Genomic DNA, 17,357 nt, shown 5'->3' on the forward strand with positions numbered 1-17,357 from the left:
TCCTAATGCGCTAGTGCCCAGTTTTTGGCGTGGCCGGCCTCGGCCACCAAGGGCACGCGCAGGGTGAGGGTAGGCAACGGCGCGTCCTGCATCACGCGTTTGATCAGGGCGGCGCTGGCTTTAATTTCTGTCTCTGGCACTTCGAACACTAACTCATCATGCACCTGCAATAGGAGTTTAGCGCTCAGGCCTGCCCCCTCTAGTGCGGCGGGCATACGGATCATGGCGCGTTTCATGATGTCGGCGGCTGTGCCTTGCAACGGGGCGTTGATGGCCTGCCGCTCTGCGCCCGCGCGGCGCGCGCCGTTTTTGTCGTGGATCGCCTGAATATGAACGCGCCGCCCGAACATCGTTTCGACATAGCCATGGGTGTGGGCGAACTCTTTGGTGGAGTCCATCCACTCGCGCAGCTCATGGAAGCGATCCAGATAGGCGCGGATAAAGGACGCGGCTTCCGATGGCGAGCAGCCCAGTTGCTTGGCAAGGCCAAAGCCGCTGATGCCATAGATAATGCCAAAGTTGATGGCCTTGGCGCGGCGGCGGATTTCGGGCGTCATGGCGGCCATCGGCACGCCGAACACTTGGCTGGCCGTCAGCGCGTGAATATCCTGCCCGTCATGAAAAGCTTGGATCAGCGCCTCGATCCCCGCCGCTTCGGCGGCAAGGCGCAATTCGATTTGCGAGTAATCGACAGAGAGAAGCTCACATCCCTCAGCCGCGATAAAGGCGCTGCGGATGGCGCGGCCTTCTTCGGTGCGGATGGGGATATTCTGTAAGTTGGGATCGGTGGAGGACAGCCGCCCTGTTGCCGCGCCGACCAGCGAGAACGAGGTATGCACGCGCCCCGTTTTGGGGCTGATTTGCTCAGGCAGCGCGTCGGTATAGGTGCTTTTCAGCTTGGACAGGCCGCGCCAGTCCAAGACTTTAAGGGCAATCTCGCTTCCCGCTTCGGCCAAAGGCTCTAGGACGTCGTGGCTGGTGGAATACGCGCCCGTCTTCCCCTTCGCGCCGCCTTGCAGGCCCATCTCACCAAACAGCACCTCGCCCAGTTGCTTGGGCGATCCGACGTTAAAGGGATGCCCCGCAAGGGCGTGAATTTCTTCTTCCAAGGATTGCAGACGCGTGGCCAGATGGCCACTTTGGGTTTTCAAAACCGTGCGGTCGATCAAAATGCCCGCCTTTTCCATCGCCGCGACGACGGGGATCAAGGGACGCTCTAGCCGCTCATAGACATTGGTCAGATGCTCGGCTACCAAGCGGGGCTTTAGCGTCAACCACAGGCGCAAGGCATAGTCGGCATCTTCAGCGGCATAGGGGGTTGCTTTGTCCAGCGGCACGCGATCAAAGGTGATGCGGGCGCGGCCTGTGCCCGTCACCTCATCAAAGGAAATCATCTTGTGTTGGAAATGGCGAAGAGCCAGCTCATCAAGGCTGTGGCCGTGCAGCCCCGCGCCAAGGACATAGGACATCAGCATCGTGTCGTCGTACGGCGCGATGGTCAGGCCGTGTTGCCCCAGCACTTGCGCATCAAACTTTAGATTGTGCGCGATTTTAAGGACGGATGGATCGGCCAGCAGCTCACTCAACGCGTCCGCCAGCGCCGCCGTTTTGATTTGTTTGGGGGCTTTAATCGGCTCAAAGGCAAAGCCGCCTTCCTGCGTTGCCGCATCGGGATCGACGTGCGCGAGGGGGATATAGCACGCCTCGCCTTCCGCCACGGCCAGCGACACGCCGACCAACTTGGTGGTGGAGGGCAACAGGGAATCCGTCTCGGTGTCCAGCGCGATAAAGCCTTGCTCTTTCGCCTTGGCAATCCACGGGCGCAGCGCGGCCACGTCTTGGATCAGGGTATAGGTGGGGGGCTTTTCGTCATCGCGAGGGGGCGTTAGCCCCCGTGGCGATCCATCTCCTGTTGTATTGAAAAGAGGTGATGGTTGTTGGTTCAGGTGATGGATTGCTTCGCTTCCCATGCCGCCGCTTTGCTGTGGCGTGGTCGCTCGCAATGACGGTGAAGCCTTCACCCTTGCCAAGAGCGAGCGGAAACCTTGTTCTTCCAAAAAGGCGATAAGGTCGGCGTGATGGTCGGCTTCGATCCGAATATCCTCTAGCGGCATGGGCGGCGGGACGTGATCGTCCAGCGTCACCAGCCTTTTGGATACACGGGCAAGGTCGGCCTGTTGGACAAGAGCCTCGCGCCGCTTGGGCTGCTTAATCTCGTTCGCCCGTGCCAGCAGCGTCTCCAGATCGCCATATTCTTGAATCAAAAGCGCGGCGGTCTTGATGCCGATGCCCGCCACGCCCGGCACGTTGTCCGAGCTATCGCCCGCCAAGGCCTGCACGTCCACGACTCTATTGGGGGCGACGCCGAACTTGGCTGCAACCTCTGTTTCCGTAATCGCGATGGCCTTCATGGGGTCGTAAAGCTCCACCAGCGGGCGGATCAGCTGCATCAAATCCTTGTCCGCCGACACGATCCGCACCTTTTGCCCGCTTTCGGCGGCAAGGCGGGCATAGGTTGCGATGAGATCATCGGCCTCATAGGTCAGGACTTCCAGTGCGGGCACGCCAAAGGCGCGGGTCGCTTGCCGGATCAGCGGGAATTGGGGGATCAACTCGTCCGGCGTGGGCGGGCGGTGAGCCTTATAGTCGGGGTAGATATCGTTGCGAAAGGTCTTGCGTGCGGCATCGAAAATGACGGCGACGCGGTGCGCGTTCAGGTCAAGAAGGAGCTTTTGCAGCATATTGCAAAAGCCATAGACCGCATTGACGGGCGTACCGTCCGCCCGCGTCATGGGCGGCAGGGCATGGAACGCGCGAAAGATATAGCCAGAGCCATCAACCAAATAGAGCGTATCGTCGTTTTTATCCGTCATGTCTTTCCTTCGCCGCGAGCTTCTTGTAGAGTATAGGGGAACGCTATCTTTTTTGCGAGTACGCTTGTTGATGACAAAAATGACCGAAAACGAACCCTCTAACGCTCTTGAGATCAAGGGGCTTGCCAAAAGATACAAGGGCAAGCGGGGGATCGACACGCGAGCGGCGCTGGACGGCATCGACCTTGTCGTGCCGCGAGGCAGTTTGTTCGGCCTTTTGGGGCCGAACGGCGCGGGCAAATCCACGCTCATCAACATTCTGGCGGGTCTGACCCTTAAAACAAGTGGGCAGGTCACCGTGTGGGGGGCCAGCCTCGATTGCGACGAGCGGTGCGTCAAAAGCGCCATCGGCGTCGTGCCGCAGGAAAACAATATCGATACTTTTTTTACGCCGCGAGAGCTGCTGGAGTTTCAGGCGGGCCTTTACGGCGTGCCTCCCAAAGAGCGGATCACGAACTATTTGCTAGAGATGCTCTCATTGATGGATATGGCCGATGCGCCTTCGCGACGCCTGTCGGGCGGGATGCGGCGGCGGCTTATGGTGGCTAAGGCGATGGCGCACCGCCCGCCTATCCTTGTGCTGGACGAGCCGACGGCGGGCGTGGACGTGGAGCAGCGCCGCGCGTTATGGGCGCAGATCAAGCAATTGCAAAAGGGGGGGACGACGATCCTTCTCACCACGCACTATCTTGAAGAAGCGCAAGAGTTGTGCGAGAGCCTTGCCATTTTGCACGAGGGCCGCATCGTCGCCAACGACACGAAAGACAATCTCCTTAGCCAGTTGGATAACAAGAGCCTGACCATCACGGTGGATCGCGATTTGCATGACGTGCCGCCGAACCTGCGCCCGCATGGTTGGGTGCTGGAAAGCCCACGCCGCCTGAAACTGCCAGCGGCCAAGGCGTCCTTGTCCTTGGGGCAAATGATGCTGAGCGTGCAGGTCAACGGCCTTAACATCGTCGATATCGTGACGTATGAGACGAACCTTGAAGACGTTTTCCTGAAATTTACCAAAGGCCTCACCCCTGATGCGCCTTCAGGAAAACAGGCTTTCCCCACGCTCTTTTGAGGAGAAAGCGCCTTTATGACCCTTCCTCTTTTGTTTGTGTCGGCGGTGGCGCTGATGGATCCGCAGCGGCGCGTGCTGCTCGCGCAGCGTCCGGCGGGCAAGGACATGGCGGGCCTGTGGGAGTTTCCGGGTGGCAAGATTGGGCCGAAGGAAACGTCCGAAGGCGCTTTGGTGCGCGAATTGCGTGAGGAGCTAGCACTTATCGTGCAGGAAACGGATTTAATCCCGCTGACTTTTGCCAGCCACGCTTATGAGGCATTTCAGCTGTTCATGCCGCTTTTTCTGTGCCGCGTGTGGCAGGGCGAGCCGACCGCGATGGAGGGGCAGACGTTGATGTGGGCAGGCGCGGACGAGATCGATCAGTACGCCATGCCGCCCGCCGACATCGGCCTGAAAGAGGCCGTTAAAAAGGCATTGGTATAGGCGGGGGCTAAAGCACCCACAACGCGATAAGCGCGACGATGCCCGCCGCGATGCGATACCACGCGAACGGTGCGAAGCCGTGGCGGCCCACAAACCCGACAAAGGTTTTGACGACGACAAGCGCCGAAAGAAACGCGACCACAAACCCGACGCCAATCACCGCGCCATCATCCAGCGTAAGAGAATCACGGTTTTTGTAAAGGTCATAGACCGTGGCCGCGACCATCGTGGGGATGGCAAGGAAAAAGGAAAACTCGGCGGCGGTTTTCCTCTCGACCTTCAGCAAAAGCGATCCCATGATTGTCGCGCCTGAACGCGATACGCCCGGAATCATGGCAAGGCATTGGGCAAAGCCGATCCACAGCGCGGTTTTCAGCGGCATGGCTTCGATCTGATTGATGGATGGCGCGGGGGCTTTCTTCTCAATCACCAGAATGGCGATGCCTCCGACGATAAAGGAAATGGCGATGATAGTGGGGTTAAACAAAACCGCCTTGATAAAATCGTGCGCGAAAAAGCCGATGACCATCGCGGGCAGGAAGGCCAGCAAGACGGCGGCGATAAAGCGCTGCGCCTTTGCGTTCTTGGGCGCGGTTACGGCGACCTGCCACAGGCGCTGGAAGTAAACGACGACAACGGCCAGAATCGCGCCGGACTGAATCACGATCTCAAAGACGTTGCCCGCAGGACCCTGAAAGCCCAAAATCTTGTCCATCAGCAGCAAATGACCCGTTGAGGAGATGGGCAGAAACTCGGTGATGCCTTCGACAAGGCCCATGATAACGGTATTGATCCAGTTCTCGATCATTGATTGAGTGCCCTCTCGTTGTGCTGATACCAAATGGCTCATGAAACGACTCGTTGAGAAAGAAAACAAACGGGATTCCCGCTTTGCCCTTTCGCCCGCCGCAAGTGCGGCGGGACGAGGGCGCGGGAATGACAGGTTTTGTGTTTAATTTAATCCCTCTACCGTCATCCCCGCGAAAGCGGGGATCCCGTTTTTTTGAATCATTTTATCTGAAAGCGGCCATATCTTTGCTCATTAACCTAGTTGCCCCAGAAAAACCACATAAAATCGTCATGCCATTTGACGTATGGAGCTAATCGTGTAAATTGTCCCCGCAGACGGGGCTAAGTTCGCCTCGCGCCAAAAAATCAAGAGGATAGACCTATGGAGAGCAAAGGAATCAACGCGCCACTAACGGGGCGGATGATGGAAGGCAAGCGCGGCCTTATTATGGGCGTGGCCAATGATCGCTCCATTGCTTGGGGAATCGCGCAGGTTTGCGCGGCCCATGGCGCGGAAATTGCCTTCACCTATCAGGGCGAGGCGTTGCAAAAGCGCGTTGTGCCATTGGCCAATTCGCTGAACTCGCCAATCATTGAGCCTTGCGACGTGACGGATGAGGCCAGCCTTGACCGTCTGTTCGCGGTGATCAAGGAAAAATGGGGTCATCTGGATTTTGTCGTTCACGGCATCGCCTATTCCGACAAGACCGAGCTGGACGGGCATTACGTTAACACAACGCGCTCCAACTTTTTAAAGACGATGGATATCTCGTGCTATTCCTTCACCGCCGTGGCGCAGCGCGCTGTGCCGCTGATGAACGAGGGCGGCAGTTTGCTGACGCTCAGCTATATCGGGGCCGAGCGCGTCATGCCGCATTACAACGTGATGGGCGTGGCCAAGGCCGCGCTGGAAGCCAGCGTGCGCTATCTGTCCGTTGATCTGGGCGCACAAAACATTCGCGTGAACGCAATCTCGGCGGGGCCGATCAAGACTCTGGCCGCCAGCGGTATCGGCGATTTCCGCTATATCATGCGCTGGAACGAGATCAACGCGCCGATGCGCCGTAACGTCACGACGATTGAAGTGGGGCATTCGGCCCTTTATTTGCTCAGTGATTTGGGCGCGGGCGTGACGGGTGAAGTGATGCACGTCGATAGCGGGTATCACAATATCGGCATGATGGCGGTTGAGCAGGCCGAGCCTGTGACCGAGCTTCTCAGCGGCTTTTTGGCGAAATGATCGGATGACCGGTGGCCTAATCTAGCCTATGCGCTGGGGGCAGGGTTGCCCTTTATGTGCCTCGAAATATTGTGAGGGAGGCTAGGAGCAGAAGCTGGTGGCCCCAATAATTTTGCACGGTATTTCCCCTCAACATCTTCCCAATCCCAACAAACATTGTAGCGATCTTTTAAAAATTGAAGCGCGGCAATTCTTGTTGATTCATCTATTTTTCGATTGTTGAGCGCCGATTCAATGCGCATAGCGTGCGTATACTGAATGCCATTGGGGGCTGTAACCACACCGTTCAATCGAGCAGGCCCATCTCGCGGCGTATCGGCGATCAGACCGTTAATAGAGTCTTCCAGATCACTATAGGGCGTATGCCTATGGTATCTCTCTGCCCCAAAGATTGCCCCCAGTTCATGGGCCGTTTTATCGATGGTTTTGTCTTCTGCCGAATCAATGGATACCCCCTGCCAATTATGGCCTGACGTACGCATAAAGGGATAACCTTTGGCTTCCATCGTGTGGATTGTGGCTAAATCTTTAATTTGATAACGCAAAATGCCATTCAGAACAGCGATTGCTTCGCTACCATATCCGGCCTGACGTAGAACGGTGTTAAGTTTAAACCCTGTTTCCTGCCGCGCTAAATTTGCTATTTCATGAACGGTTTTTTCCTCTATGCCGTTATAGGACAACAGTCCCATAAACGCCGCGCTTTTTTCCATAACAGAAAGAAAGTCGTTCGTCGTATAATTTGTGCGTTTGTAGGTTGTTCTGTTCCCCTCAATCTTGAAAAGCTCGTTATCATTCAATTTTGGCCATGTGTGACTTGTTCGTGTGTCATGGCTTTGTGGCGCAACAACCGCAGCGTGAGGTAGCTCTAACTTTGCGTCATAGCCGAGACAAAACCAAGTATCGAGAGGATTAAAAGCGCCGAGATGAATCCCCTCCATTGTTCTGTCCGCCAGTCCAGCTTTTGACATTTTTTCCTGAATAGGACGGTGGGTTTCCTCAAAACCGGCAATAATCACATAGGGCGCATCCGCCCAGTCGCCGCCGTTGTTCGCCTGAACGTGGTGGTTCAAAGCAAAATGAACCGAATTACGAAAACCTTTTTCTTTTGGGCGCTCCCCATTAATGCCCGTATCAAAAAAAACGCTGCCGTTTTTATCCATCACAGGAAAAATGTTTGTGGCGCGCACCAGCGCGACCGCAGCCAGATTCAGCTTAAGGGGATCCCCCATAAACATCGGCGGCGGTTGTGGGGAAAGTTGTTTGAGAAGGTGATAGTTTTTACGCATAATTGTTCTCTAAAAATAACTTTCTTAAAGGCAGAATACTACAGCAGTGCTTAATTTGACGTGAATCTTTTGAATCTTAATTTTTCTTAATTCTGGGCGTTTCGCTGCCGTTATGCCGCCCCCTAGTTGTATAAAAAAGGGCTTCTGTTTGTGGCAAATAGGCTATAAGTCTTGTTGCGTTAATTTTTTCAACTTAAATCAGGCTCACATGTCTAATTCTTTCGGCTCCCTGTTTCGCTTCACGACATGGGGGGAAAGCCACGGCTCTGCGATTGGTGTTGTGATTGATGGCTGCCCCGCTCGCTTGCCCCTGACCGAGGCGGATATCCAACCCTTTTTGGACAAGCGCAAACCCGGCCAGTCGCCCTTGACGACGCAACGGCAGGAAGCCGATACGGTCAAGATCCTGTCGGGCACGTTTGAAGGGCAGACGACGGGCACTCCCATCAGCCTCATGATCGAAAACACGGATCAACGCTCTAAAGATTACAGCGAGATTAAAGATAAATTCCGTCCGGGCCATGCGGATTACACCTATCAGACCAAATACGGCATTCGCGATTATCGCGGCGGCGGACGCTCTAGCGCGCGCGAGACGGCTTGCCGCGTCGCGGCGGGCGCGGTGGCGCGTAAGGTTTTGGGCGAAGGCATTACGGTGCGCGGTGCGATGGTGCAAATCGGCGAACATATTGTGGATCGCAGCGAATGGAACTGGGGCGAGGTTGATCGCAATCCCGTCTTCAGTCCCAATGCTAAGGCGGCGGTATTTTGGCAAAATTATCTTGAAGAAATCCGTAAGGGTGGCCAGTCCGTTGGCGCGGTGGTTGAGGTTCATGCCAGCGGCGTTCCCGCTGGGTGGGGCGATCCTCTCTATGACAAGCTGGATAGCGACATTGCGCGCGCGCTGATGTCCATCAACGCCGTGAAGGGCGTGGAGATTGGTAGTGGCTTTGCGGCGGCGGCGCTTACGGGCGCGGTAAATGCCGATGAAATGCGAAAGGGCAAGGATGGTAAGCCCGTTTTCCTTTCCAATCATGCGGGCGGCATTCTGGGCGGTATCTCGACGGGGCAGGACATTGTGGCGCGTTTTGCGCTGAAGCCGACCAGCTCAATCCTCACGCCGCACCAGACCATCGATGTGCAGGGCGAGAATACGGAAATTGTGACCAAGGGCCGCCATGACCCTTGCGTGGGGATTCGCGCCGTGCCCGTAGGCGAGGCGATGGTGGCCTGCGTTCTGGCCGACGCCATGCTGCGGCAAAAGGCGTATCAATAGGCGGTTAAGCGGGATAGAAAACGGTGTTTTTTCCGACATATTTGGCAACGCTCTGATTTATAAGGGAAATAAAACTGGCGTTATCCGCTTTTTTCCCTTGACGTAGCGGGAAGATTCTGCTATTGACATTGCTGTGCGGAGCTGTGTCCGAAGTTAGAGTTCAGGGGCCAGAGCACAGAGTTCAGGGAAGGAAAGGCTTCGTGGCGGCGCGAGGCCTTTTTTGTTGGCTTTTGGGTGAGGGGTGGCGCTGGCTGCTTTTTCCGATTATCCTGATTCTCAGTTTTTTGGCCGTTTATTGGGGATTAGGACGCGGTATGAACGAACAGGGCGAAAGCGAAGACAGGGAGACGATCAAGTGCCATGGCGCTGAGGCCTTTGAGGGCATGCGCAAGGCGGGGCGCTTGGCGGCGGAGGTCTTGGACTACATCACGCCTTTTGTGCGGCCGGACGTGACAACGGACGCTTTGAATGATTTGTGCGATGCGTTCACGCGCGATCACGGCGCGGTGTCCGCGCCTTTGGGCTATCGGGGCTATCCCAAGGCGACGTGCATTTCGCTGAATGAGGTGGTGTGTCATGGCATCCCCAGCGACCGGAAGCTGAAAAACGGCGACATTGCCAACATTGACGTGACGGTGATTCTTGACGGCTGGTATGGCGATACCAGCCGCATGTTTTATGTTGGCGATAAAGTTTCGCTTAAGGCGCGGCGTCTTGTCGAGGTGACGTATGAGGCCATGATGCGCGGCATTGGCGTGGTGCGCGACGGCGCGACAATCGGCGATATCGGCCATGCGATTCAGTCTTATGCCGAGCCTTTTGGTTTTTCTATCGTGCGTGATTTTTGTGGGCATGGGTTGGGCCGCGTGTTTCACACCGCGCCGTCCGTTTTGCATTATGGGCGTGCGGGGCAGGGGACGGTGCTTCGTGTGGGCATGTTCCTGACGATTGAGCCGATGATCAACGCGGGCAAATTCGCGGTCAAGGTTATGCCCGATGGCTGGACGGCGGTGACCAAGGATCGCTCGCTCACCGCGCAGTTCGAACATTCCTTGGCGGTGACGGAAACGGGCTATGAGATTTTTACCGGCTCACCCAAGGGCTGGCACTGCCCGCCGTATGAGGGAGCGGAGACGTTGTGATGAGAAAAGGGGCGCCAGAAAAAAACACCGTCACTCCCGCGAAAGCGGGAGTCCCGTTTGGTTTCTTGCGATTTCAAACAAGGAAACGGGATCCCCGCTTTGCCCTTTCGCCCGCCGCAAGGGCGGCGGGACGAGGGCGCGGGGATGACGTAAGAGAAAGCGCCCTTTCTCTTGGTGCATTATGACTGAAGCCTTTCCAGAGAAACGGGTGCGTGAAAAGCCTCACTATGAAGGGCATCGGGATCGTTTGCGTGCGCGGCTGATCGAGTCGGGCGCGGATTCGCTGAAGGATTACGAATTGCTGGAGGTGCTGTTGTTTGCGGCGATTCCGCGTCGTGACGTGAAGCCTTTGGCGAAAAAACTTTTGGATGAGTTCGATGGCTTGTGGAGTCTTTTGAACGCCCCTGTTGAAAGGCTTCGCGCGTTTGGTCTTAGCGATAACGCGATTTGTTTGCTCAAGACGACGGCGGCCTCCTCGCGGCGCGGGCTGAAGTCGACCATCATCGCGCGTCCTGTGTTGGACAGCTGGCAACGTGTCGTGGATTACTGCCGCGCGGCGATGGCGCATGAGGCGAAGGAGCATTTTCGCTTGCTGTTTCTGGATCGCCGCAATCGCCTGATTGCCGAGGAAGTGCAGCAGCGTGGCACAATCGATCACACGCCTGTCTACCCGCGTGAGATCGTGCAGCGCGCGTTGGAAGTCGGCGCGGGGGCCTTGGTTTTGGCGCACAATCATCCCAGTGGTGACGTGACACCCAGCAAGGCCGATATCGATATGACTCGTGCGATTCAGGCGGCCTGCAAGCCTCTTGATATCGTGATTCACGACCACCTCATCGTGGGCCGCGATGAAGTGGCGAGTTTTAAGGCGCTAGGGCTGTTGTAACGGCTCTTTCCCCCCCCCTTTTTTTGGGGGGGGGGTGAAAGCATATTTTTTGTGCATAGCCGCCAAAAAAGGGTTGTCAGGGTTGTCGGAAAGGCCTAAAAAACCATGCGTTTGAGCCATTTTCTAAGGGCTTTAGGGAAAAATTAATTATCCACAACAAAAAGTTATTTTTCTCTAGACAAGCGGAAAGAAAGGCAGTAGGTTGCTTTTCATCGGACGCCGATAACAACGACTTCCGGTGGCTAACTTATTGACACTTCGACAAGCCATGGCCCAAGACAAGCAAATGCAAAGCTTGGGGTGTGTGAGTGTCGCTTTTTCTGTGGGTTGGTTCGGATCTCGAAAGGATCCATGTTCTTGGACATCGTGAATAGGTAATGAGAAGGGATGCGCAGACGGCGGTTCTGTGGCGGGAAATGTTTTGACCTTCGGGTCTGGCGTTTCTGGCTGGGGAATATCCAAACGCCATATTCTAATGCCTCAAGTGTTAGAATGTGGTTTTCGGTTTTGTCGTATGTGACATCCTAGATTGACAAGTTTAAGTAGAATTTCTTTTTGCTCGCAAGAGCAGGAAGAAACAAACCAAAAACCCTGAGATTTAGTTTGAACAATGTCCGTTGAAAAACGGAAAATACGATAAAGCTATGTGAGATTTTGTAACGCAAGTTACATGCTCAAGTTCAACTTGAGAGTTTGATCATGGCTCAGAACGAACGCTGGCGGCAGGCTTAACACATGCAAGTCGAACGGATGTAGCAATACATTAGTGGCGCACGGGAGAGTAACACGTGGGAACCTACCTTTTGGTTCGGAATAACGTCGGGAAACTGACGCTAATACCGAATAAGCCCTACGGGGGAAAGATTTATCGCCAAAAGATGGGCCCGCGCTAGATTAGCTTGTTGGTGAGGTAATGGCTCACCAAGGCTACGATCTATAGCTGGTCTGAGAGGATGACCAGCCTCACTGGGACTGAGACACGGCCCAGACTCCTACGGGAGGCAGCAGTGGGGAATATTGGACAATGGGGGAAACCCTGATCCAGCCATGCCGCGTGAATGATGAAGGCCTTCGGGTTGTAAAGTTCTTTTGGTAGGGACGATGATGACGGTACCTACAGAATAAGCTCCGGCTAACTTCGTGCCAGCAGCCGCGGTAATACGAAGGGAGCTAGCGTTGTTCGGAATTACTGGGCGTAAAGGGTGCGTAGGCGGTTTGATAAGTCAGATGTGAAAGCCCTGGGCTCAACCCAGGAACTGCGTTTGAGACTGTCAGAATAGAATTCGGAAGAGGTGAGTGGAATTCCCAGTGTAGAGGTGAAATTCGTAGATATTGGGAAGAACACCGGTGGCGAAGGCGGCTCACTGGTCCGACATTGACGCTGAGGCACGAAAGCGTGGGTAGCAAACAGGATTAGATACCCTGGTAGTCCACGCCGTAAACGATGTATGCTAGACGTTTGGGGGCTTTGCCCTTGGGTGTCGCAGTTAACACAATAAGCATACCGCCTGGGGAGTACGGCCGCAAGGTTGAAACTCAAATGAATTGACGGGGGCCCGCACAAGCGGTGGAGTATGTGGTTTAATTCGACGCAACGCGAAGAACCTTACCAGCTCTTGACATGTCCATTATGGGTCTGAGAGATCAGATCCTTCGGTTCGGCCGGGTGGAACACAGGTGCTGCATGGCTGTCGTCAGCTCGTGTCGTGAGATGTTGGGTTAAGTCCCGCAACGAGCGCAACCCTCACCTTTAGTTGCTACCAGGTTATGCTGGGCACTCTAAAGGAACCGCCGGTGATAAGCCGGAGGAAGGCGGGGATGACGTCAAGTCCTCATGGCCCTTACGGGCTGGGCTACACACGTACTACAATGGTGGTGACAGTGGGATGCGAAAGCGCGAGCTGGAGCGAATCCCCAAAAGCCATCTCAGTTCAGATTGCACTCTGCAACTCGAGTGCATGAAGTTGGAATCGCTAGTAATCGTGGATCAGAATGCCACGGTGAATACGTTCCCGGGCCTTGTACACACCGCCCGTCAAGCAATGGGAGTTGGTTTTGTCTTAAGTCGGTGAGCTAACCGCAAGGGGGTAGCCGACCACGATGGGGTCGATGACTGGTGCTAAGTCGTAACAAGGTAGCCGTAGGGGAACCTGCGGCTGGATCACCTCCTTTCTAAGGATTTTGATGTTTGATTTTGTCTTCGGACACCTTCACATCAAAACTTAGTACTTGATATTCTTGCTGACCCAAATCACGCGGGTCATCCGGTTCCGCCGTCTACGTATCCCTTCTCACGGAAGCCAGTTTGCAAAAGTTCGCTTTTGCATTCGAGGGGCTTGTAGCTCAGCTGGTTAGAGCGCGCGCTTGATAAGCGTGAGGTCGTAAGTTCAAATCTTACCAGGCCCACCACTCAATTTCGCTGCGATTTAACGGGGCTGTAGCTCAGCTGGGAGAGCATCTGCTTTGCAAGCAGAGGGTCGTCGGTTCGATCCCGATCAGCTCCACCAGTTAAACGGCGTGTTTCTGATTTTGTTTTGTGCGCTTCGCGCACGGGCCCGATCAGCTCCACCAGTTAAAAGCAAGCGTGCCTTTTTGGTTTTCCGAGAGAAGAAAAAAGTTTCCGCCCCGCTCTTCGGGGTGCGGCGGATGTTCTTGGCCATTGTGAATAGGATTTGAACTGATTGTACCTGTCATTGTGATGATGATAAGGGCAATCGCAATGAAAGCGTTTTGTTTTACGTGCAAACCTTGCATGTCGAGTGCAAGAGGAGCGGGAAAACGTAAAACAAGACAGTCAGAAGTTAGCCTGCAGGCAGGCCCACCCAGATTTACCTAAAGGTCTGGACAGCCTCCCGAAAGGGGCTGGGGTCAATATGTCAGCCCTGCAAGCGCAAGATGAAGCTTTGTATTGGTACAAGCTTATGAGAACATCTGGCTTCTGATAAGGATCAAGCATGACAAGAGCATTTGGTGGATGCCTTGGCACAGAGAGGCGATGAAGGACGTAACACGCTGCGATAAGTTCCGGGGAGCTGCGAGTAGGCTTTGATCCGGAAATGTCCGAATGGGGAAACCCACACCGTAAGGTGTATTACAAACTGAATACATAGGTTTGTGAAGCAAACCCAGGGAACTGAAACATCTAAGTACCTGGAGGAAAGGAAATCAACCGAGACTCCGCAAGTAGTGGCGAGCGAACGCGGACCAGGCCAGTAATTGGTCTTTTCAAATCAGAATCACTTGGAAAGGTGAGCCATAGTGGGTGATAGCCCCGTAAGAGTAGATGAAGAGATTAATTCTTGAGTAGGGCGGGACACGTGAAATCCTGTTTGAACATGGGGGGACCACCCTCCAAGCCTAAGTACTCCTCTGTGACCGATAGTGAACAAGTACCGTGAGGGAAAGGTGAAAAGCACCCCGATGAGGGGAGTGAAATAGTACCTGAAACCGAATGCTTACAAACAGTCCGAGCCCGCAAGGGTGAGGGCGTACCTTTTGTATAATGGGTCAGCGAGTTCGTTTATGCAGCAAGCTTAAGCCGATAGGTGGAGGCGAAGCGAAAGCGAGTCTGAATAGGGCGACTGAGTTGCATGGATGAGACCCGAAACCTAGTGATCTAGCCATGGCCAGGTTGAAGGCAAGGTAACACTTGCTGGAGGACCGAACCCACGTCTGTTGAAAAAGACGGGGATGAGCTGTGGTTAGGGGTGAAAGGCCAATCAAACTAGGAAATAGCTGGTTCTCCGCGAAATCTATTTAGGTAGAGCCTTAAGTGATGACCTTCGGGGGTAGAGCACTGGATGAGCTAGGGGGGCGCGAGCCTTACCAAACTTAACCAAACTCCGAATACCGAAGAGTTTAACTTGGGAGGCAGACTATGGGTGCTAAGGTCCGTAGTCGAGAGGGAAAGAGCCCAGACCATCCGCTAAGGTCCCCCAGTGGTGACTAAGTTGGGAAGGATGTGGGAAGGCCAAGACAGCCAGGAGGTTGGCTTAGAAGCAGCCATCCTTTAAAGAAAGCGTAATAGCTCACTGGTCTAGTTAAGCCGGCCTGCGCCGAAAATGTAACGGGGATCAAGTCATCCACCGAAGCGATGGGTGCGTCGTAAGACGCGCGGTAGCGGAGCGTTCCGTAAGCCTGTGAAGATCGACTCGTAAGAGCGGTTGGAGGTATCGGAAGTGAGAATGCTGACATGAGTAACGATAAAGAGTGTGAGAAACACTCTCGCCGTAAGTCCAAGGGTTCCTGCGCAAGGCTAATCCGCGCAGGGTGAGCCGGTCCCTAAGGTGAGGCCGAAAGGCGTAATCGATGGGAACACTGTTAATATTCAGTGGCCTGCTGGTGGTGACGGAGTTGAAAGGATGTTTGACGTTATCGGATTTCTGATGGCGTCTGATCAGCTTCCAGGAAATAGCCCCAGCGTATAGTCCGTACCCTAAACCGACACAGGTGGACGAGTTGAGTATACTCAGGCGCTTGAGAGAACGATGTTGAAGGAACTCGGCAAATTGCCCTCGTAACTTCGGGATAAGAGGGCCCCGCTCGAACGCAAGTTTGGGCGGGGGGCACAGAATTGGGGGTAGCGACTGTTTAACAAAAACACAGGGCTCTGCGAAGTCTCACATGACGACGTATAGGGTCTGACGCCTGCCCGGTGCTGGAAGGTTAAGAGGAGGGGTGCAAGCTCTGAATTGAAGCCCCAGTAAACGGCGGCCGTAACTATAACGGTCCTAAGGTAGCGAAATTCCTTGTCGGGTAAGTTCCGACCTGCACGAATGGCGTAACGACTTCCCCACTGTCTCCAACATCGACTCAGTGAAATTGAATTCCCCGTGAAGATGCGGGGTTCCCGCGGCTAGACGGAAAGACCCTATGAACCTTTACTATAGCTTTGCAGTGGTATTAGGGAACGTATGTGTAGGATAGGTGGGACACTTTGAAGCCTGGGCGTCAGCTTGGGTGGAGTGGCCGGTGAAATACCACCCTTATGTTCCTTGATATCTAACTTCGTCCGGTGAATCACGGACAAGGACCCTGCATGGTGGGTAGTTTGACTGGGGCGGTCGCCTCCCAAAGTGTAACGGAGGCGCGCGATGGTTAGCTCAAGCTGGTCGGAAATCAGCTGTTGAGTGCAATGGTACAAGCTAGCCTGACTGCGAGACTGACAAGTCAAGCAGAGACGAAAGTCGGTCATAGTGATCCGGTGGTTCTTCGTGGAAGGGCCATCGCTCAACGGATAAAAGGTACTCTAGGGATAACAGGCTGATGACGCCCAAGCGTCCATAGCGACGGCGTCGTTTGGCACCTCGATGTCGGCTCATCACATCCTGGGGCTGGAGAAGGTCCCAAGGGTTCGGCTGTTCGCCGATTAAAGTGGTACGTGAGCTGGGTTCAAAACGTCGTGAGACAGTTTGGTCCCTATCTACCGTGGGTGTAGGAATTTTGAGAGGATCTGTCCCTAGTACGAGAGGACCGGGATGGACGTACCTCTGGTGTATCGGTTGTCGCGCCAGCGGCATCGCCGAGTAGCTAAGTACGGAAAAGATAAACGCTGAAAGCATCTAAGCGTGAAACTTGCCTCAAAACTAGAATTCCCAGAGAGTCGTGGTAGACCACCACGTTAATAGGCCGGATGTGGAAGTGCAGTAATGCATGTAGCTAACCGGTACTAATAGCTCGATAGGCTTGATCCTTATCTGAAATCAGATATTTATAAGTGAGGCGCTGGCCTTTAAAACCCAGCGTCCTAACTCTGACTGTACGCTTTCATTGCTTCTTTTCTTTCTGTCCAGATGATCTGGTGGCTATAGCGAGGGGTCTGCACCCGATCCCATCTCGAACTCGGACGTGAAAACCCTCTGCGCCGATGGTACTTTGCCTTAAGGCCCGGGAGAGTAGGACACCGCCAGATCTTCTGGACAGAAAAAGAAGAAACAAAATGTTCAAATCCTATTTTAAGCCAATTTAAAACCCCCATGGTTTTCCATGGGGGTTTTTTCGTGGAAACGCTTATTCTAAGAATCTTGCGCCGACCATTTTACACCCCTCCATGGAAAAATGAGGGGCTTTTCATGCTTGAAAGCAATGAACACGCTTGTATTAACGATACTGTTATGTTGGGATCGCTCATTGATTTTTTTCCTTTGGGGGCAATAAAAATGGAAAAGCCATATAATTTTTGGAAGGTTCTTTTGGTGGTTCCGGCGCCAGAGGATCAAAAGCTAGTCCAGTTAGCGCAGCAATTTCGGCATAATGATCAAAAGGTGTGGGTAGATTCACGATTTTGAGAGCAAAAAGCTGATCATTTTTCTCCGCCGATCCTTCTTCAATCCTCGATGTATTTTGACCTTGTTTTTCCAGTGAGCGAAGG

Annotated in this window: 10 protein-coding genes, 2 tRNA genes and 3 rRNA genes; 11 read left to right on the forward strand and 4 right to left on the reverse strand. The window is 54.2% G+C overall.

Annotated elements, in window-relative coordinates; translation table 11 throughout:
• Window positions 1–2: 2 nt before the first annotated feature.
• Entirely contained in the window at window positions 3–2,873 is a 2,871-nt protein-coding gene (polA, locus tag WC612_02360) for a DNA polymerase I (GenBank protein MFA6279623.1), read from the reverse strand.
• 79 nt (window positions 2,874–2,952) lie between these two features.
• On the opposite strand from polA, the gene WC612_02365 reads away from it, so the two are divergent.
• Together WC612_02365 and WC612_02370 are read left to right on the forward strand one after the other, a co-directional pair.
• The gene (locus WC612_02365) at window positions 2,953–3,942 is read left to right on the forward strand and encodes an ABC transporter ATP-binding protein (protein MFA6279624.1); all 990 of its coding nucleotides are present in this window, start codon (window positions 2,953–2,955) and stop codon (window positions 3,940–3,942) included.
• A 15-nt stretch (window positions 3,943–3,957) separates the two neighbouring features.
• Entirely contained in the window at window positions 3,958–4,365 is a 408-nt protein-coding gene (locus WC612_02370; GenBank protein ID MFA6279625.1) for a (deoxy)nucleoside triphosphate pyrophosphohydrolase, read from the forward strand.
• A gap of 7 nt (window positions 4,366–4,372) precedes the next feature.
• On the opposite strand, the gene WC612_02375 is transcribed toward WC612_02370, so the two are convergent.
• Entirely contained in the window at window positions 4,373–5,215 is an 843-nt protein-coding gene (locus WC612_02375; GenBank protein ID MFA6279626.1) for an undecaprenyl-diphosphate phosphatase, read from the reverse strand.
• 321 nt (window positions 5,216–5,536) lie between these two features.
• Here WC612_02375 and fabI point away from each other — a divergent pair, with 321 nt between their 5' ends.
• Window positions 5,537–6,394, forward strand: a complete 858-nt coding sequence (fabI, locus tag WC612_02380; GenBank protein ID MFA6279627.1) for an enoyl-ACP reductase FabI — start codon at window positions 5,537–5,539, stop codon at window positions 6,392–6,394.
• A gap of 26 nt (window positions 6,395–6,420) precedes the next feature.
• Here fabI and WC612_02385 read toward each other — a convergent pair whose 3' ends face one another.
• On the reverse strand, window positions 6,421–7,683 hold the full coding sequence (locus tag WC612_02385) for a hypothetical protein (GenBank protein ID MFA6279628.1): 1,263 nt from the start codon (window positions 7,681–7,683) through the stop codon (window positions 6,421–6,423).
• Window positions 7,684–7,891: 208 nt separating this feature from the next.
• Between WC612_02385 and aroC the strand changes: the two genes are divergently transcribed.
• From aroC to rrf, 8 genes are all read left to right on the forward strand, one after another.
• Entirely contained in the window at window positions 7,892–8,959 is a 1,068-nt protein-coding gene (aroC, locus tag WC612_02390) for a chorismate synthase (GenBank protein ID MFA6279629.1), read from the forward strand.
• A 143-nt stretch (window positions 8,960–9,102) separates the two neighbouring features.
• Entirely contained in the window at window positions 9,103–10,101 is a 999-nt protein-coding gene (gene map / locus WC612_02395; GenBank protein MFA6279630.1) for a type I methionyl aminopeptidase, read from the forward strand.
• A 181-nt stretch (window positions 10,102–10,282) separates the two neighbouring features.
• The gene (gene radC, locus WC612_02400) at window positions 10,283–10,987 is read left to right on the forward strand and encodes a DNA repair protein RadC (protein ID MFA6279631.1); all 705 of its coding nucleotides are present in this window, start codon (window positions 10,283–10,285) and stop codon (window positions 10,985–10,987) included.
• 681 nt (window positions 10,988–11,668) lie between these two features.
• Window positions 11,669–13,159, forward strand: a 16S ribosomal RNA gene (locus tag WC612_02405).
• A gap of 160 nt (window positions 13,160–13,319) precedes the next feature.
• Window positions 13,320–13,396 (forward strand) — tRNA-Ile (locus WC612_02410).
• A gap of 22 nt (window positions 13,397–13,418) precedes the next feature.
• Window positions 13,419–13,494 (forward strand) — tRNA-Ala (locus tag WC612_02415).
• A 439-nt stretch (window positions 13,495–13,933) separates the two neighbouring features.
• Window positions 13,934–16,680, forward strand: a 23S ribosomal RNA gene (locus WC612_02420).
• 103 nt (window positions 16,681–16,783) lie between these two features.
• Window positions 16,784–16,898, forward strand: a 5S ribosomal RNA gene (gene rrf, locus WC612_02425).
• The 16S, 23S and 5S rRNA genes sit together here with 2 tRNA genes alongside, the layout of an rRNA operon.
• Before the next feature lie 215 nt (window positions 16,899–17,113).
• Here the strand turns inward: rrf and WC612_02430 are convergent.
• Window positions 17,114–17,357 (reverse strand): hypothetical protein (locus tag WC612_02430; GenBank protein ID MFA6279632.1); only part of this gene is annotated, 244 nt, incomplete at its 5' end.

It is taken from the genome of Bdellovibrionales bacterium, assembly GCA_041662785.1.
Classification (GTDB): Bacteria; Pseudomonadota; Alphaproteobacteria; order UBA9219; family UBA9219; genus UBA8914.